Origin of the sequence: Ancylobacter lacus (genome assembly GCF_018390635.1) — a bacterium.
Classification (GTDB): domain Bacteria; phylum Pseudomonadota; class Alphaproteobacteria; order Rhizobiales; family Xanthobacteraceae; genus Ancylobacter; species Ancylobacter lacus.
The window spans coordinates 35,413-52,960 of the sequence record NZ_JAHBGE010000013.1; the positions used below are offsets into that span (position 1 = coordinate 35,413).

Here is a 17,548-nt window from a genome sequence, read left to right on the forward strand (position 1 = left end):
GCAGGCCATCGGGTTGCAGGCAAGATAGACCGTCACGAAAAGCGTTATAGTGGGTCGATCCGATACACGAGTATAACGGGAATAGTGACAATGGACTTCCAGAGCCTCGCGGTGCTGGTGGAGACCGCCTCGGCCGGCAGCCTCGCTGGCGCCGCGCGGCGGCTGCGCCTCACACCGATGGCGGCGACCCGGCTGCTGGCCGGGCTGGAGAAGGAGCTCGGCGCCCGCCTCGTTCAGCGCACCACCCGGGCGCTCTCCCTCACCGAGGAGGGGCTGGCCTTCCTGCCCCATGCCGAGGCGCTGCTGGAGGAGCAGGCCGCGGCCCTGGCGAGCCTCAAGGGGCGGGAGGGCCGCGCCGCCGGGCTGCTGCGGGTCACCGCCTCGCTCGCTTTCGGCCGGCAGGTGGTGGCGCCGCTGATGGTCGATTTCATGCGCACGCACCCGGCGGTGACGGTGGACCTGCGGCTCTCCGACAGTCTGGTCGACATCGTGGCGGAAGGCTTCGACCTCGCCATCCGCATCGCCCTGCTGGAGGACAGCACGCTGGTGGCGCGCCGGCTCGCCGACAATCCGCGCCGGCTGGTCGCGGCGCCGGCCTATCTCGCCGCGGCCGGCCGCCCGGCCCGGCTGGCCGAGCTGGAACGGCACGAATGCCTCACCGTGAGCGGCGCGCCGCACTGGTCGTTCAGCACCGGCGCGGCGACCCGGCGGGTCAAGGCCGCCGGCCGCTTCAGCGCCAATTCCATCGACGCCTTGCACGAGGCCTGCCGGGGCGGGCTCGGCATCGCCAACCTGTCGGAGTGGGACGTGCGGGAGGACGTGGCGCGCGGCGCGCTGGTGCCGCTGGCGCTGGAGGACGCGGAGCCGGAGCCGCTGGCGATCTGGGCGGTCTATCCCACCCGCCGCATGGTGCCGGTGCGGGTGCGGCTGTTCATCGAGGCGCTCGCCGCCCGCCTCGCGCCGGGCTGAGCGGCGCCGTCGCCCGGCGCGCCGATTGCCGGCGCGTCCTCCAACGGGCGCCCGCCGCCCGCGCCTCGCGGGGTGTGCCGGAGGACCGCTCCGCCGCTCAGGCCGCCTCCGGCCGCGGCAGCCAGAGCGAGACGCGGCCGCCGGCGCCGGGTGTGGCGGCGGCGATGCGGATCTCGCCGTCATGGGCGGAGATGATGGTGCGGCACATGGCGAGGCCGAGGCCCATGCCCTGACGCTTGGTGGTGAAGAACGGCTCGAACGCCTTGTGCGCCGCCTCGTCGCTGAAGCCGGGGCCGGTGTCGGCCACCTCCACCAGCACCCCCCGGTCCATGGGCGCGGTGCGCACCGAAAGCACGCGGCGCTCCGGGCCGACCGTTTCCATCGCCTGCACGGCATTGGTGAGAAGATTGATGATGACCTGCTGCAGCAGGATGCGGTCGCCATGGACGAGGGCGCCCGCCGCCTCGAGGCGCGCGGTCAGGGTGACGCCGCGGGCGCCGATGTCGTTGCGCAGCAGGTGCAGCGTCTCGTCCACGAGCACGTCGAGTTCCAGCGCGGTGCGTTCCGGCTCGACCTTGGCCATGAAGCTGCGGACCCGGCGCACCACCTCCGACACCCGCCGCGCCGCGGCCGAGGTTTCCTCCAGCGCGGCGCGGACCTCGCCGAGCTCCGGCGGGTCGCGCTCCATCCACCGTCGCGCCGCGGCGGCGCTGGTGACGATGGCGGCGAGCGGCTGGTTGATCTCGTGGGCGATGGAGGCGGAGACCTCGCCGATGGTGGCGGCGCGCAGGGCGTGGTCCAGCTGGGCGCGGGTGTTCTGCAGCGCCTCCTGCACCTTCAGCCGCTCGGTGATGTTCAGCACGCTCGCCTGCACCCGCTCCAGCGCGCCGTCCGGCGGGAAGTTGAAGGCGACGATGACGCGCAGCACCTCGCCGCGCCGGGTGCGGATCGTCGCCTCGCCCTCGAAGCTCGGCGCCCCGGCGTCGAGGGCCAGCAGGAAGTCGACGAAGCTCTCGGAGGGGTCGGCGAGAAATTCGTCGAGATGGGAGAAGAACTCCTCGCGCGAGGCGACGCCCATGAGCTTCAGGCCGGTGCCGTTGACGTCGGTCACCTGCACCATGCGGCGCAGCGCGCGGACGAAGGCGGGATTCTGCTGGAGATGGGCGGCCATGTCGCCGACGCCGTTCGCCCGGGCCTTCGCGAGCGCCGCCTTGAGCGGGCGCAGGTCGTGCTCCCAGATGGCGACGGCGAGGGTTTCGAAGATGGTGCGGAAGCGCTGCTCGCTCTTCTTCAGCGCCTCCACCGCGGCCCGGCGTTCGGTGATGTCGGTGTTGGTCTCCAGCGTCGTGCCGGAGCGCCGGCCGATCCGCGCCTTCTGCCGCCAGCGGCTGGAAACGTGGATGAGCCGCCCGTCGCGGGTGCGCTGGGTCAGCTCGCCCTCCCAGCTCCCGGAGGCGGCCAGCGCCGTGGCGATGGCCTCGCGCGGCTGGGGAAAGCGGGTCGAGAGCAGGACGTGGGCATCCTTGCCCCAGGCCTCGGCGGAGGACCAGCCGTAGAGCGTCTCGGCGGCCCGGTTCCAGTAGATCACGCAGCCCTGCGCGTCGGAGAGGTACATGGCGTCGCTGGTGACATCCAGCAGTTCGGCCTGGGCCGCCAGGGTCTCGCGCTCGCCGAGCCGCTTCAGGAGGATGAAGGAGGTGGCGACGATGGCGGCGAGGCTGAACAGCAGCCGCAGCACCGCCTCGACACGCGGGTCGTGGCCATGGACCAGGAGGAAGCCCGCCAGCGTGAGGCTGACGCAGGCCGCCGTCCAGAGCTGCAATGCCCGCTCGGAGGTGGTGTCGCCGACGATGAGGAGGACCAGCACATAGAGCACAGCCACCGCGCTGCCGAGCGTGGTGAAGGCGTCGATGGCGAAGATCGCGGCGGCGAGCGCCGCGGCCCCGGCGTGGCGGCCGGCGCGTGCCCCGGCGGGCGGGGCGGCTTGTCTGCGCATGGAGGCATCGTCTGTTGCAAGGATCAGCCGGAGCTGTTTGCCATCATACAGACGAAGCCGCCGCTGGGCAGTGACCTAAGGTAATGCTCGTCTATGCCTGAGTATAGGGTGAGGCGCGTGGCCCGTCGTGCCCCCGGGTCGGGGAACCTGTCGCCCGGGCCGGGCCGCAGCCCAGCGCGCCGCGCGGGGATGGCGGCCGGCCGGGCGGCGGTCGGCTCAGTGCTGGGCGCGGGTGCACTCGTAGAGGAACCAGGTGCGGCGCTCGGCCTCGTCGATCCACACCTCGATCAGGCTGGTGCTGGCGACGTCGTTATACTCCTCGCACACCGCATGCGCGGCGCGCAGGAAGCCGGTGAGGCGCATATTGTCGTCGGCGAGCTCCGCCAGCATGTCCTGCGCGGTGACGTACTCGGCGTCGTTGTCCTCAAGGCGCTGGAGCCGCTGGATATGGCCGATCGACCGCAGCGTGGTGCCGCCGACCTTGCGGGCGCGCTCGGCGATCGCGTCGGTGGTGGCGAAGATCTGGTCGCCCTGCTCGTCGAGCATCAGGTGGTAGTCGCGGAAATGCGGGCCGGAGAGATGCCAGTGGAAATTCTTCGTCTTGAGGTAGAGCGCGAACATGTCGGCCAGCAGGCCGGTCAGCGCCGCGGCGATGTCGCGGGTGGCGTCGGCCCCGAGATCGGTGGGGGTGCGAAGGGGGGCGATCTGGCGCGTCTTGAGCGGGTTCGTGGTCATGGGACACTCCGTGGGCCGGAAGGGAACGCGGAACCGGCCCGGGCGCGGGAGAGGGGGAGATGCTCCCGCGGCGCTTGCGGCCGGTTCCGACGCTTCTGAACCTAGGCGTTCGCCGCGGGCCGCGAAATTGGCCGTTCGGTTGCGCCGCTCATACGAGGATATGGTGCGGCGATCCCCGGCGGTAGGCGCGGATCAGAGCGCCGGTCCCACCGTGCGCTCCAGCCACTCGATCATCTCGGTGCCGTCGAACGGCTTGGCGAGGAAGGCGACGGCGCCGGCCTCCGTCACCTGGCGCCGCAGCCTCTCCTCGGGAAAGGCGGTGATGAAGATGAGCGGGGTGGCGACGCCGCGCCGGCGCAGCGCCGACTGCATCTCGATCCCGCTCATGCCGGGCATCTGCACATCGGTGATGATGCAGGCGGCCTCGCCGAGCAGCGGAGAGGAGAGGAACTCCTCGGCGCCGGCGAAGGTGCCGGTGGCGAAGCCGAGCGAGCGCACGAGGCTGGCGGTCGCGGTCCGCACGGACTCGTCGTCGTCGATGATGGCGATCATCGGTGGTTGGCGCACTCGCAAGACCCTCTGGCACGCCGGACACAGCCGGTCTGTCGCCCCCTGGGGCAGCTATAGCGCTCCTGCGGCGTACAACGAAAGTCATATCAAGGTTTGGTCGGCCGTCGCCGGCGACGGGCAGACGCGGCAAAAAGGCACGGCCGCCGCGCGGGTGCGCGGCGGCCGTCCGAAGGCGTGATCGGCTCAACCCTTGATGAAGGCGAGCAGGTCCGGGTTGATCACGTCGGCCTCGGTGGTGAGCATGCCGTGGGGGTAGCCCTTGTAGACCTTCAGCGTGCCGTTCTTCAGCAGCTTGACGGACAGCAGCGCCGAATCCGCGATCGGCACGATCTGGTCGTCGTCGCCGTGCATCACCAGCGTGGGAACCGAGATGGCCTTGAGGTCTTCGGTCTGGTCGGTCTCGGAGAAGGCCTTGATGCCCTCGTAATGGGCCTTGGCGCTGCCCATCATGCCCTGGCGCCACCAGTTCTGGATCACGCCGGGATACACCTTCGCGCCCTCGCGGTTGAAGCCGTAGAACGGGCCGGTGGGGACATCGAGGAAGAACTGGGCGCGGTTGTCGGCGGTCGCCTTGCGGAAGCTGTCGAACACCTCCAGCGGCAGGCCGCCGGGATTGGACTCGGTCTTGAGCATCAGCGGGGGAACCGCGGAAACCAGCACCGCCTTGGCGACGCGGCCGGCCGGCTCGCCATGCTTGGCCACATAGCGCGCGACTTCGCCGCCGCCGGTGGAATGGCCGATATGCACGGCGTTCTTCAGGTCGAGATGCTCCACCACCGCGAAGGCGTCGGCGGCGTAGTGGTCCATGTCGTGACCCTCGCTGACCTGCGCCGAACGGCCGTGGCCGCGGCGGTCATGGGCGACCACGCGGAAGCCGTTGAGGACGAAGAACATCATCTGGGCGTCCCAGTCGTCCGACGACAGCGGCCAGCCGTGGTGGAACATGATGGGCTGGGCGTCCTTCGGGCCCCAGTCCTTGTAGAAGATGTCGACGCCGTCCTTGGTCGTGACGTAACCCATGGTTTCGTTCCTTTCGGGTGGGGAGGTGGTGAGGGAAGACGAGGGGGTCTGCGCCGCCACCGGGAAGGGCAGGGCGGCGAGCATGCCGGCGCCGAGGCCGAGGGCCATGACGCTGCGCCGGTCGGGTCGAGCGGGGTCGAAGGTCGTGCGGTCGGCCATGACGGGCTCCAGCTTCGGGCATGCCGGCAGCGTTGCGGCGCCCGCTGCGGGCGCCGCCCGTGCCGGGCGAAAGGGTGGTACGGATCGCGGCGCGCCCGGGCCTGACGCTGGGCGCGGTCCGCGGTCCCTGTGGTTGAGCGGAGCGGGTTGCTGCCAAAGGGGGCGCCGCTTTCCGTGACTTATTTAATCGCACACGATTTAATCGTACGCGATATATACTTTCGTCTCGTTGCCGTTCCCTGCGGGGTGGCGGCCTCGGCTACACGCCCCGATCCGGGTGCACGCACCGATGATGGCCGGGGCCTCAAGGGCTCGGGCGGGCGCCCTGCGGCGGTCCGCCCTGTCGGCCCCAGCGGAACGAAGCCTAGAGGGTTGGGGATTTATCTCAATTGAGCCAACGGCTTCCGCACCTAGGCCTTACGCGTGCGCGGGCTATACGTCGGTATGGTGCGGGGCTATGGCTGCGCGGCAGCCGGTCTCCGCGCGCGGCGAGACGGTCAGGCCGCGGCGAGCGTCACCGCCGCCAGCACGGCGTAGCGCGCCAGTTTCGCCACGCTCACCAGCAGCAGGAACACCGGCAAGGGCTCGCGGAGCATGCCGGCCACCAGCGTCAGCGGGTCGCCCACCACCGGGGCCCAGCTCAGCAGCAGCGACCAGCGGCCACAGCGGCGGTACCAGCCCTGCGCGCGGTCGAGCTGCGCCTCGCTCGCGGGAAACCAGCGGGCGTGGCGGAAGCGCTCGATGCCGCGCCCCAGCGCCCAGTTGATCACCGAGCCCAGCACATTGCCGGCGGTGGCCACCGCCACCAGCAGCCAGGGCGGCTGCGCCCCTAGCAGCAGCAGGCCCACCAGCGCCGCTTCCGACTGCATCGGCAGCAGGGTGGCGGCGATCAGCGCGGTGGCGAACAGCCCGGCATAGACGGCAAGGTCGGTCATCGCCGCGCGACACCGACGGGAATGCGGGCGGCGGGGCCGAAACAGGCGGGGTGGGGACGAGGGGAGGCCGGCGCATTCATGGCCTCTGCATAACGCGTGCCGCCGCCGCCGTCGCCCCTGCCGGCAGCACCGGGGCCAGGCACGGCCTTGTCTGCGGCGGCTTCCGGCCTCAGCCGGGCTCGTGGGCGTCGCGGTAGCGGTAAAGCGCCAGCAGGGCCGGGGCGACGCACCGCGCCACACCGTGGAGCGGGTAGGGCGCGACGGCGGTGAGCGGCACCGGCAGCTCCGCCGGGGCCGCCCCCTCGATCGCGTCCGCCAGCACCGGCCCCAGCGCCACCGAGAGCGCCACGCCGCGCCCGTTGCAGGCGATCCAGCTCCATAGGCCTTCCGCGACGCGGTGGAAGCGCGGCATGCGGTCGGCCGTCATCCCGAGCCGGCCGTTCCAGACCCTGTCGAAGCGCGGCACGCCCATCTGCGGGAACAGCGCCGCCAGCCGCACGCCGACGAGGCGCTTCAGCCGTTCGGCGCCGTTCAGCGGAACGATGAGCGCGCCCCCGGTGACGAGCCGGCCCCGGGCGTCCCAGCGGAAGAAGCGCAGGTCGCCATGGGTGTCGGAGAGCGCCTGCCGGCCGGGCAGCACCGTGGCGCGGACCGCCGCCGGCAGCGGCTCGGTCGCCATCTGCCAGGAGAGGACGGGCACCAGCGAGCGGGCGAGGGCCGGGGCGAGGCGGGGCGCGAAGGCGTCGGTATAGGCGTTGGCGGCCATCACCACCTGATCGGCGATCACCCGGCCTCGCGGCGTCGACAGCACCCAGCCGGTCCGGGCACGCGTCAGGCTCTGCACCGGGCTGGCCTCGAACAGCGTGGCCCCCGCCGCTTCCACCACGCCGGCGAGGCCGCGGGCGAGGGCGAGCGGGTTGATGTGGCCGCCGCTGGTGTTGAGCATGGCGCCGTGCCACGCGGACGAGCCGACCAGCCGCGCCGTCTCCGCCGCGTCCAGCAGCCGCACCGGGGCGCTGCGCCGGGCCCAGGCTTCCACCCGCGCCGCCGAAAGCCTGACCCGTCCCGGCGAATGCGCCGGCTGCACCCAGCCGGTCTGCTCCGCCTCGCAGGCGATGGCATGGGCGCGCACGAGGCCGAACAGCGCGTCGGCACTGCCGGCGACCAGCCGCACGAAGCGTTCGCCGGTCTCGCCGTGGCGGGCGACGATGGCGTCGGGCTCGGCCCCGGTGAGGGTGGGGATGACCTGCCCGTTATTGCGCCCGGAGGCGCCCCAGCCCACCCGCGCGGCTTCCAGAACCACCACCCTGTGCCCGCGTCCGGCAAGGGCGAGCGCGACGGACAGGCCGGTGAAGCCGGCGCCGACCACCGCGACGTCGGTCCGCCATTCGCCCTCCAGGGCGGGCCGCGCCGGTGTCTCCGGCGTCACCGCGGCCCAGAGCGTGGCCGGCATGGCGGGCGGCGGCATCATGCGGGCGGTCTCCTCTCGCAGCGGGATCAGGCGGCAACCCGGCCGATATCCAGCGCGCCGTCGAGAAAGTCCACCGCTGCCCGCGCGTGCAGCAGGGTGGAATCGAACATCGGCAGGGTGCTGTCCTCGGCCCTCACCAGCAGGCCGATCTCGGTGCAGCCGAGGATGACGCTGTCGGCGCCGCGCGCCGCCGCGGCGGCCATGATCTCGCGGTAGCGCAGCCGCGAGGCGGCGGTGACCACGCCCTGGCACAGCTCGTCGAAGATGATGTCGTGGATGTCGGTGCGCTCGCCGGCTTCCGGCACCATCGCCTCGATGCCGAAGCGGGCCCGCAGCCGGTCGCGGTAGAAGCTTTCTTCCATGGTGTAGCGGGTGGCGAGCAGCAGCGGCCGGCGCATGCCCGCCGCCGTCAGCGCGTGGCCGGCCACGTCGACGATGTGGATCAGCGGCACCGGCAGGGCGCGGGCGATCTCGTCGGCGACGAGGTGCATGGTGTTGGTGCAGATGAGGATGCTGCCGGCGCCGGCCCGCACCAGCCCCTGCGCGACCGCCGTGAGCCGCGCCGCCGCGAGGTCCCAGCGCCCGGCCTTCTGCAGCGCGACGATCTCGCTGAAGTCGACCGAATGCAGCAGGATATCCGCCGAGGCGAGGCCGCCGCGCCGCTCCCGCACCATCTCGTTGATGGCGCGGTAATAGACGGCAGTGCTCTCCCAGCTCATGCCGCCGATCAGGCCAATGGTGCGCGACATCCGGGCTCTCCCTGTTTTCGAAGCTGCGGAGAGACTAGGCCGGCGGCGTCGGCGAGTCCGCGCGTGCGAAAGCGTCATCTGCTTTCTTTTTGCAAATGGATTGCGTTTTTATTCCGTTACATCGAAAATAATTGCGCATGCTCGCGCTAGCGCGCAAACAGCCATGGAGACGTAGGGTGCTGGATATTCGTGACCGGCGAATCCTCGAAACCCTGCAGGCGGACGCGACAGTGCCTGTCGCCGATCTCGCGGATATGGTGGGGCTGTCGGTCTCGGCGTGCTGGCGGCGCATCAAGGCGCTGGAGGAGGCCGGGCTGATCGCGGCCCGGGTCGCGCTGGTCGACCGGCGCAAGGCCAATGTCGGCATGACCGTCTTTGTCGGCGTGCGCACCTCGCGCCATTCCATCGAGTGGCTGGAGGCGTTCCGAAAGGTGATGGCCGAGATTCCCGAGATCGTCGAGGCCTACCGGCTCACCGGCGATATGGACTATCTCCTGCGCATCGTGGTGCCGGGTGTCGAGGTCTATGACGCCGTGTACAAGCAGATGATCAGCCGGCTCGATTTCACCGACGTCACCTCCTTCATCTCGATGGAGGAGCTGAAATACACCACCGCCATCCCGCTGCGCTACGCCTGAGCCGGCCGCCGGGGAAGGCCCGGCGGCCGGCGCGGCGCGGGCCCTCAGAGCAGGGATTTGGCCAGCAGCATGTGCACGCCCTTGTTGCCGTCCACCATCTGCGTCACCCTCAGGTTGCCGGCCAGCGAGCACAGCATGTAGGCCTGGTTGCGCGAGAGGTTGGTGCGCAGGCACACATGCTTCACCATCTCGCGGGTGGCCTGCCGCGCGGCGTCGTCGAGGTCTTCGTCGAGCCCGATCGACATCAGGTGGGTCGAGCTTTCCGCGAAGGGCCAGTCCAGCTCCATGTCCTTGCGCACGGTGAGGCGGAACGAGCCGGTGACGCCGGTTTCCAGCGCGGTGATGCACACTTCGCCGTCGCCCTGCACGCCGTGGCCGTCGCCGGCGAAGAACAGCGCGCCCTCGTTGAAGACGGGCAGATACAGCGTGGTGCCGGCGCGCAGCTCCTTGTTGTCCATGTTGCCGCCGAAGGCGCGCGGCACCGGCGAGCCGCAGCGGCCCCAGGCCGGCGGCGGGGCGGTGGCGATGATGCCGAAGAACGGATCGAGCGGGATTTCCGTGCCCCACGGCATCACGCACACGTCGCGGGCATGGTCGACCACGGGGTGGATGGTCTCGTAGTCGGTGAACTCGTCTGGCAGGGTGCCGAGCAGCGGCAGGATGGAGACGAAGCCCCAGTCCTGGCGCACCTTCACGTCGAGAATGTCGACCTGCAGCGTGTCGCCGGGGCGGGCGTCCTTCACGAAGACCGGGCCGGTGATGAAGTGCGGGCCGGCGCCCTGCGGCAGGGTGTTGAGCGCGCGCAGATAGTCCTCCGGCACCGGCAGGTTCTCGGGCAGGGTTTCCTTGCCGCCGGCGGGGAAGGAATGCAGCGTGACGACGTCGCCGGAGGCGACCTCCAGCACCGGCGGGGTCGTGCTGTCGAGATAACCCCAGACCATGTTCTCCGGCGTGGCGGGGATTTCAAAGCGGCGCGACATGCAAAACTCCTGGAATGCGCGACGGGAAGGGAACCGGTGACGGGTTTCAGACGGCGATGAAGCGGGTGAGATGATCCCGCGTCATCGTCACGGCGCGGCCGGATTCGACCACCGCGCCGCGGGAGAGGATGACGAAAGCGTCCGCCGTTTCGATCGCGAAGTCGAGATACTGCTCCACCAGCAGGATGGAGATGCGGCCCTTGAGGGCGCGCAGCACCTCGCCGATGGCAGCGACGATGTTGGGCTGGATGCCTTCGGTGGGCTCGTCGAGGATGAGGAGCTGCGGCCGGGTGACCAGCGCGCGGGCAATGGCGAGCTGCTGCTGCTGGCCGCCGGACAGCGCGCCGCCGGAGCGCTTCCACATCTCGCGCAGCACCGGGAACAGGCTCACCGCCTCCTCCATCGCCGCCGTGCCATGGGTGCCGTGGGCCCGGGCGGCGGCCTCGATGTTCTCGCCCACCGTCAATTCGGCGAAGATCTCCCGCCCCTGCGGGACATAGGCGAGGCCGGCGCGGGAGCGCCGGTTGGGCGACCACGCGGTGGCGTCCGCGCCGTCCACCAGCACCCGGCCGGCGGTGGGCGCGAGGAGGCCCATGATGCATTTGAGCAGGGTGGTCTTGCCCGCGCCGTTGCGGCCCAGCACGGCGAGGCACTCGCCCGGCGCGATCTCCAGCCCGACCCGGCGCAGCACCTGCGCCGAGCCGTAATGCTGATCGAGTTCCTCGACGCGGAATTCCATGCTCAGCGCCCCAGATAGACGTCGACGACGCCGGCATCCGCCCGGACCTTGTCCATCGGCCCTTCGAACAGGGTGCGCCCCTCATGCAGCACCGTGACCTTGTCGGCGATACGCTCGACGAAATCCATGTCGTGCTCCACCACCACGATGGCGCGGTCGGGCCGGTTCAGCGCCCGCACCAGCGCGGCGGTGCGCGCGGTTTCCTCATCCGTCAGCCCGGCGACCGGCTCGTCCAGCATCAGCACGCGCGGGTCGGAGGCCAGCACCATGCCGATCTCGAGCCACTGCTTCTGGCCATGGCCCAGCTCGCCGGCGAGGCGGCCGGCCTGGTCGGCCAGTCCCACCGTCTCCAGCACCTCGCCGATGCGGTCCTCCAGCGCCGGGCCTTCGGGCCCGCGGCGGAAGCCGGTACCCGCGCCGATGGCGATGTGCTGGCGCACGGTGAGGCCTTCGAACACGCTCGGCTTCTGGAACTTGCGGCGGATGCCGGCGCGGGCGATAGCGGCCTCGCTGCGGCCGGTGATGTCCTCGCGGCCATCGAACAGGACGCGGCCCTGCTTCGGCCGGGTGATGCCGGAGATGACGTCCAGCAGCGTGGTCTTGCCGGCGCCGTTCGGCCCGATCACCGCGCGCACCTCGCCATAGTCGATGGCGAGGGAGAGGTCGTCTATGGCGTGGAAGCTGCCGAACCGCACGGTCAGCCCATCCACCAGCAGCGCGGTGAGGCTCATGGCCGGGCCTCCCCGACATCGGCGGCGAGCCGGCGCGGGCCCATGGGCCGCACCAGCCGCAGCCGGGCAAGGTCGATGAGCCCGTTCGGGAACACCAGCACCACCAGCACGATGAGACCGGACAGGATGAAGGGCCACACCTCCGGCGCGGCGAAGGACAGCCAGAACTTGATGGCGTTCACCAGCAGCGCCCCCACCACCGCCCCCACCAGATGGCCGCGCCCGCCGATGGCGACCCACACCGCGATCTCGAGCGACAGTTCCGGCGAGAGCAGGCGCGGGTTGATGATGCCGACCTGCGGCACGTAGAGCATGCCCGCCACCATTGCGATGAGCGCGGAGAGGCACCACACCGCGAGCTTCAGCCGCAGCGTCTCGTAGCCCAGTGTGCGCAGGCGGGTTTCGTCGTCGCGGGTCGCCAGCATCAGCGCGCCGAAGCGGCTGCCGACCAGCCAGCGGCAGCCGGCCAGCACCAGCGCCAGCACCAGCAGCGAGGCGACGGCGAGCCCGGTTATCATGCCGCTGGTGCCCATCGGCCAGCCGAACATCACGGAAAAGCCGGTCATGCCGTTATTTCCGCCGAAGCCGGTGTCGTTGCGGAACATCAGCAGCATCGCGACATAGACCAGCGCCTGGGTGATGATGGCGAAATAGACCCCGCCGACCCGCGAGCGGAACGAGACGTAGCCGAACAGCCCGGCGACCAGCGTGGTGAGCACCACCGCCACCGCCAGCGCATAGGGAAAGGCGCCGAAGCCGGCCCAGTAGAACGGGAAGTCCTTCCACCCCATGAACTGCAGGAAGTCCGGCACCGTGCCGGTGACCTCGAAGGAGTGTTTGAGCAGGTACATCGCCACGACATAGCCGCCGAGCGCGAAGAACAGCCCGTGGCCGAGCGAGAGAATGCCGAGATAGCCCCAGATCAGGTCCAGCGAGAGCGCCAGCACCGCGAAGGCGGCGAGCTGGCCGATCGCGTTGGCGAGATAGCGCGACATCTCCAGCGGCGTGCCGGCCAGCAGCGGCAGGGCGGCGGCGGTGGCCAGCAGCAGCGCGAGCACGGCGAGGAAGGGGCGGTCGGCGGTCCAGCGGGTCATTTGCGGCGCCCCTTCACGGCGAACAGCCCTTCGGGCCGCCATTGCAGGAAGGCGATGATCATCAGCAGCACGATGACCTTCGCCGCCACGGCGCCCCACAGCGGCTCGATGAGCACGTTGATCTGGCCGATGCCCAGCGCGGCCACCACCGTTCCGGCGATGGTGCCGACCCCGCCGAGCACCACCACCATGAAGCTGTCGATGATGAAGTTCTGCCCCATCTGCGGGTTCACGCTGTAGATCGGCGACAGCGCCAGCCCGGCGAGGCCGGCCAGCCCCGAGCCGAGGCCGAAGGCCATCATGTCGACCCGGCGGGTGGGAATGCCGATGCAGGCGGCCATGTCGCGGTTCTGGGTCACGGCGCGGATGTTGAGGCCGAGCGGGGTCTTGCGCACCGTCGCCCAGGTGACCAGCAGCGTGACGGCGGCGAACAGGATCGCGAACATGCGGTTCCAGGTGAAGATGAAGTCGCCGATCACCGGCACCCCGCCGGAGACGTAGAACGGCGTCTCGAACTGAAGGTTCTGGGTGCCGAACACGACCCGCACCGTGTTCACCAGGAACAGGCTCACCGCCCAGGTGGCGAGCAGGCTCATCAGCGGGCGGCGGTAGAGGTGGCGCAGCAGCAGCGCCTCCAGCGCGATTCCGATGCCCGCCGTCACCAGGAAGGCGACGGGGATGGCGAGAACGAGATACCAGTCGAGCAGCGCCGGCGCCGCCTGCCGCAGCCCCTGCTGCACCAGCCACGTCACATAGGCGCCGATCATGATCAGCTCGCCCTGGGCGAGGTTGATGACGCCCATCAGGCCGAAGATGATGGCGAGGCCGATCGCGGCCATGAACAGGATGCTGGCGAAGCTGAGCCCGTTATAGAGCGTGGCCAGCGCGTCGCCGAGGGCGATGCCGCGCCGGATGGTGGCGAGACCGGCGTCCACCGCCTGCCGGAAGGCGGGGTCGGCGGCATAGGCGGGGTCCTTCGCCAGCGCCTCGACCTGGGTGAGCGCGCGCCGGCTCGGATGTTCGGCGATGCGGCCGATGGCGCGGATGCGGGCGGCGGGGTCGGCGGCGTTGAGGGCGGCGGTCTGCGCCAGCGTCTCGATGCGCGTCCTGAGGCCGGGATCGGTCTCGCCCTGCGCGGCGGCTTCCAGCAGGCCCTCGGGAAGGGCGGCGGGCCGGCGCTCCAGCGTGGCGAGCGCGGCGGTCCGGGTGGCGGGATCGGCCGCGCTGCGCAGCGCCAGGGCGGCGTCGGCCTGCTCGAACACCGCGCGGTTCTTCAGGCTCAGCACCGGGGTGCGGGCGTCCGGCGCGGGGGCTCGCGGAGCCCTGGTCACAGCATCGGTGCCGGTTGCCGCCAGCACGGCGCCGGTGTCGTCGCAGGCGAGCGTCTTGTCGAGCGCCGCCCGGGCGAGCGGCGCGGCCCAGCCGATCTCCTCGGGCGTTCCGCTCGCCGCGAGGGTGGAGAGGGCCGCCGCGGCCTCGCCCATCTGCCCGGCATTGCCGCAGAGCTTCTCGACGAGAGCGGCGCGGGCAGCCGGCTCCGCGCCGGCCGCACAGGCCGGAGCGGCGATCAGCAGGCCCGCGATCAGCAGGGGGAGGCGCCAGAGCGTCATGTCGGGATCAAGACGGCCGCCCCCAGCGAGGACGGCCGCCCCTCATGCGGGGAGGGAAGGGTGCGGGCTCAGCCATAGGGGCTGAAGGGCACCGGCTTCGGCGTGTCCTTGGACTGCCACAGGATGTCGAAGCCCTGCTTGTCGTTGACCGAGCCGATGAACACGCCGCGGGCGACGTAGTTGTTCTCGCCGGTCATCGAGATCTTGTAGCCCGACGGGCAGTCGAAGGAGAGGCCGGCAAACGCCTTGGACACCTCCGGCACGTCGAACGAGCCGGCCTTGGCCGCCGCCATCGCCCAGAGGTGCACGGAGTCATAGGCCGAGACCATCGGGTCGATGGCGACGTCGCCCTTGAAGGGCACGTTCTTGGCCTTCACATAGTCCGCCCAGTTCTTCAGGAAGGCGACGTTGGCCGGGCCCTTGGCGTTCTGGAGATAGGCCCAGCAGTTGAGGTGGCCCACCAGCTTGGAGGTGTCGAGACCTTCGAGGTCGGCTTCCACCATGTCGAGGCCGAGCACCGGGATGTCGGTCGCCTTGATGCCCTGATTGGCGAATTCGCGCATGAAATCGGGGATGGAGTTGCCCACCACGGTGAGGATCACCACCGGCTGGCCGCCGCCCTGGTCGGCGAAGGCGCGGATCTGGTTCACCAGCGTCTGGAAGTTGGAGAAGCCGAAGGGGACATATTCCTCCTTCCACGCGCTCTCCGGAATGCCCTTGGACTTGAAGTAACCCTTGAGCTGCTTGTTGATGGTGCGCGGCCACACATAGTCCGAGCCGAGCATGAAGAAGCGCTTGGCGGAGACGCCTTCCTCGCCCATCAGGTAATCCACCGCCGGCAGCACCGAGCTGGCCGGGGGCGAGTTCACATAGACGACGTTCTTGGAGTTCTCGTCGCCCTCGAAGTGCAGGGGATAGTAGAGCAGGCCGTTCTCCTGCTCGACCACCGGCAGCACGGTCTTGCGCGACACCGAGGTCCAGCAGCCGAACAGCGCCGCCACCTTCTCCTGCTGCAGCATCTGCTTGGCGGACTGGGCGTAGAGCGGCCAGTCGGAGGCGGGATCGGACACCAGCACGTCGATGGTGCGGGCGTTGACGCCACCCTTGGCGTTGATCTCGTCGGCGGCCATCTTCACAACATAGTTCAGCCGGCCTTCGAGATTGGCCATGGTGCCGGAGGACGAGAACAGGCACCCGAGCTTGACCGGACCCGCCGCCTGCGCGCTGCGCAGAATGGCCGGCATGCCGATCGGAGATGCCAGCCCGGCGGCGGCGAGACCGCTGGCCTGCAGGAAGGAACGCCGCGAAAACTGAGCCATGGACCACCTCAACGGTTCGATGATGGTCGCAATTCTGTTGCGCAGGCCCTCGCGCGCAACTTCATATAATGTTCAGCCCTGCCCAAAGCGGCGCCAAGCCGCCGCCGCCCGCCGGCATTGTGTCAGGATTGCCAATGACACCGCCGCGCCGGGACGCACCCCGTTACGTCCGCGCCCCGGATCCGGGCGGCTCGCGTATCGGAACGGGCGATGTTGCCCTGGGATAAATCCCATTCACCCCGGCGGGAACTGATCTATAGTGATGCCCATAAAAATCGCACGCTTTTGCGATGTGCGGAGCGCGGCCACCGCACGTCCCGCCTCTTCCGCTTGCGCGTGACGCGCGGGTCGCCGAGGGGTTGTCCCGGCCGCGGGGCCTGATCCGTCAACGACTGCCGAGGGCGAGCCATGCGACGTTCGCAGTTCACTGACAGCGAGATCCTCCACCTGATCCGCGAAGCCGATGCGGGGGTGCCGGTCGGCGAGATCTGCCGCACCGCGCAGGTGTCGCTGCGCACCTTCTACCGCTGGCGCCGCCGCTTCGGCGGGCTGAGCGCGCCGGCGGTGATGCAGATGAAGGAGCTCGAAGCCGAGAACCGCCGTCTGCGCGCGATGATCGACAATCTCTCCGCCCGGCTGAAGGCGCCCCCGCCCGGGGAACTGCCGCACCTGCCGGAGCGCCATGGCGCCGGCACTCTCGGCCAGCCGGAGCGTGCCTCGCTGATCGCGGCGGAGCGCTGCGGCGGCGCGGTGGTGGGCCGCTTCGCCTCGGTGCGGATCGGGCGCTGACGCGGGGTCGCCGCCCGGCCGGCCGCGCTCAGTCATGCTGCCGGAGGAAGGCGGAAACCGCCGCGAGGCAGGCCACCTTCTCCTCCACATGGGGCATGTGGCTGGAATCGGCAAAGAGCTTCCAGGTGCAGTCCGGCACGCGCTCGCGATAGGGGCGCACCACCTCCGGCGTCGCCTCGTCATGGGCGCCGGAGATCAGCAGCGTCGGCGCCGCGATGAGGTGGAGCCGGTCCTCGATGGTCCAGTCCTTCATCGTGCCGATGACGTGGAACTCGGTTGGCCCGTTCATGTGGCGGTAGACCGTGTTGTCCTCGTCCATCGCGGCGAAGGTGCGCGCCACCTCCGCCGGCCAGGGCGAGACCCGGCAGACATGGCGATCGTAGAACACGCGGGACGCCGCGATGTAGTCGGGATGGGTCAGGGTGCCGGCGGCCTCATGCGCCAGCAGGGTCGCCTGCACCTCGGCGGGCAGATCGCGGCGCAGCCGGTTGGCCTCCGCCACCCAGGTGTGCATGTTGGCCGGGGAATTGGCGATGACCAGTGCCTTGAGCCCTGCCGGCCGGCGCACGGCGTGCTCGGCGCCCAGCATGCCGCCCCAGGACTGGCCGAGAAAGGCGTAGCGGCCGGAGATGCCGAGATGGGCGAGCAGGTTGTCAAGTTCAGCGAGGAACAGCTCGACCGTCCAGAAATCCGCGCCCTTTTCCGGCAGATGAGTCGAGCGGCCATTGCCGAGCTGGTCGTAATGGATGACCACGCGGCCATCCAGCGCGGCGATGTCCCTGAACGAATCGACATAGTCGTGGGTGCAGCCCGGCCCGCCATGGGCGACCACCAGCGGCAGCCGCTCGCCCGTCAGCGTGCCCGTCACGCGGTACCATGTCCGGTAGTCGCGGAACGGGGCATGGCCTTCCAGCGTGTCGATGGCACTCACGCGCAGTCTCCTCGGCGGGGATCGGGAATGCCGGGAGAATAGGAAGGCAACGGCCGCCGCGTCAGCTATCACAACTGATAGGACCGTCGCCGTTCCCGCGCCCCGGGCGGGCG

17 protein-coding genes are annotated in these 17,548 nt (G+C 70.3%); 3 read left to right on the plus strand and 14 right to left on the minus strand.

Annotated elements, in window-relative coordinates; translation table 11 throughout:
• The first annotated feature begins 90 nt into the window (after window positions 1–90).
• Window positions 91–969: a LysR family transcriptional regulator gene (locus tag KHC27_RS04095; protein WP_213335392.1), complete on the plus strand. Its 879-nt coding sequence runs from the start codon at window positions 91–93 to the stop codon at window positions 967–969.
• Between the two features lie 97 nt (window positions 970–1,066).
• Here KHC27_RS04095 and KHC27_RS04100 read toward each other — a convergent pair whose 3' ends face one another.
• From KHC27_RS04100 to KHC27_RS04130, 7 genes are all read right to left on the minus strand, one after another.
• The gene (locus tag KHC27_RS04100) at window positions 1,067–2,965 is read right to left on the minus strand and encodes a PAS domain-containing sensor histidine kinase (protein WP_213335395.1); all 1,899 of its coding nucleotides are present in this window, start codon (window positions 2,963–2,965) and stop codon (window positions 1,067–1,069) included.
• A gap of 216 nt (window positions 2,966–3,181) precedes the next feature.
• Window positions 3,182–3,700: a Dps family protein gene (locus tag KHC27_RS04105; RefSeq protein WP_213335398.1), complete on the minus strand. Its 519-nt coding sequence runs from the start codon at window positions 3,698–3,700 to the stop codon at window positions 3,182–3,184.
• A gap of 192 nt (window positions 3,701–3,892) precedes the next feature.
• On the minus strand, window positions 3,893–4,252 hold the full coding sequence (locus tag KHC27_RS04110; RefSeq protein WP_213335553.1) for a response regulator transcription factor: 360 nt from the start codon (window positions 4,250–4,252) through the stop codon (window positions 3,893–3,895).
• A gap of 201 nt (window positions 4,253–4,453) precedes the next feature.
• On the minus strand, window positions 4,454–5,290 hold the full coding sequence (locus tag KHC27_RS04115) for an alpha/beta fold hydrolase (RefSeq protein ID WP_213335555.1): 837 nt from the start codon (window positions 5,288–5,290) through the stop codon (window positions 4,454–4,456).
• Window positions 5,291–5,946: 656 nt separating this feature from the next.
• A complete protein-coding gene (locus KHC27_RS04120; protein WP_213335401.1) occupies window positions 5,947–6,384 on the minus strand; it encodes a YqaA family protein in 438 nt (145 codons plus the stop codon).
• Between the two features lie 169 nt (window positions 6,385–6,553).
• The gene (locus KHC27_RS04125) at window positions 6,554–7,855 is read right to left on the minus strand and encodes an NAD(P)/FAD-dependent oxidoreductase (protein WP_213335403.1); all 1,302 of its coding nucleotides are present in this window, start codon (window positions 7,853–7,855) and stop codon (window positions 6,554–6,556) included.
• 26 nt (window positions 7,856–7,881) lie between these two features.
• Window positions 7,882–8,604 carry an aspartate/glutamate racemase family protein gene (locus KHC27_RS04130; RefSeq protein ID WP_213335405.1) on the minus strand — a complete coding sequence of 241 codons (723 nt, stop codon included), beginning with the start codon at window positions 8,602–8,604 and terminating at the stop codon, window positions 7,882–7,884.
• Window positions 8,605–8,783: 179 nt separating this feature from the next.
• Here KHC27_RS04130 and KHC27_RS04135 point away from each other — a divergent pair, with 179 nt between their 5' ends.
• The gene (locus tag KHC27_RS04135; RefSeq protein WP_213335557.1) at window positions 8,784–9,242 is read left to right on the plus strand and encodes an Lrp/AsnC family transcriptional regulator; all 459 of its coding nucleotides are present in this window, start codon (window positions 8,784–8,786) and stop codon (window positions 9,240–9,242) included.
• Window positions 9,243–9,286: 44 nt separating this feature from the next.
• On the opposite strand, the gene KHC27_RS04140 is transcribed toward KHC27_RS04135, so the two are convergent.
• The 6 genes from KHC27_RS04140 to KHC27_RS04165 form a co-directional block, all read right to left on the minus strand.
• Window positions 9,287–10,222, minus strand: a complete 936-nt coding sequence (locus KHC27_RS04140) for an acetamidase/formamidase family protein (RefSeq protein WP_213335407.1) — start codon at window positions 10,220–10,222, stop codon at window positions 9,287–9,289.
• Between the two features lie 46 nt (window positions 10,223–10,268).
• The gene (urtE, locus tag KHC27_RS04145; RefSeq protein WP_213335408.1) at window positions 10,269–10,961 is read right to left on the minus strand and encodes an urea ABC transporter ATP-binding subunit UrtE; all 693 of its coding nucleotides are present in this window, start codon (window positions 10,959–10,961) and stop codon (window positions 10,269–10,271) included.
• 2 nt (window positions 10,962–10,963) lie between these two features.
• Window positions 10,964–11,692: an ABC transporter ATP-binding protein gene (locus KHC27_RS04150; RefSeq protein ID WP_213335410.1), complete on the minus strand. Its 729-nt coding sequence runs from the start codon at window positions 11,690–11,692 to the stop codon at window positions 10,964–10,966.
• A complete protein-coding gene (urtC, locus tag KHC27_RS04155) occupies window positions 11,689–12,786 on the minus strand; it encodes an urea ABC transporter permease subunit UrtC (protein WP_213335413.1) in 1,098 nt (365 codons plus the stop codon). The genes KHC27_RS04150 and urtC overlap by 4 nt, the downstream gene beginning before the upstream one ends.
• Window positions 12,783–14,396, minus strand: coding sequence for an urea ABC transporter permease subunit UrtB (gene urtB, locus KHC27_RS21840; RefSeq protein ID WP_213335414.1), 1,614 nt, complete (start codon window positions 14,394–14,396; stop codon window positions 12,783–12,785). The genes urtC and urtB overlap by 4 nt, the downstream gene beginning before the upstream one ends.
• A 68-nt stretch (window positions 14,397–14,464) precedes the next feature.
• Window positions 14,465–15,715 carry a transporter substrate-binding protein gene (locus tag KHC27_RS04165; RefSeq protein WP_213335416.1) on the minus strand — a complete coding sequence of 417 codons (1,251 nt, stop codon included), beginning with the start codon at window positions 15,713–15,715 and terminating at the stop codon, window positions 14,465–14,467.
• Window positions 15,716–16,123: 408 nt separating this feature from the next.
• Between KHC27_RS04165 and KHC27_RS04170 the strand changes: the two genes are divergently transcribed.
• On the plus strand, window positions 16,124–16,504 hold the full coding sequence (locus tag KHC27_RS04170; RefSeq protein WP_213335418.1) for a transposase: 381 nt from the start codon (window positions 16,124–16,126) through the stop codon (window positions 16,502–16,504).
• Between the two features lie 28 nt (window positions 16,505–16,532).
• Here the strand turns inward: KHC27_RS04170 and KHC27_RS04175 are convergent, their stop codons facing one another.
• Window positions 16,533–17,435 carry a proline iminopeptidase-family hydrolase gene (locus tag KHC27_RS04175; protein WP_213335419.1) on the minus strand — a complete coding sequence of 301 codons (903 nt, stop codon included), beginning with the start codon at window positions 17,433–17,435 and terminating at the stop codon, window positions 16,533–16,535.
• Window positions 17,436–17,548 lie beyond the last annotated feature (113 nt).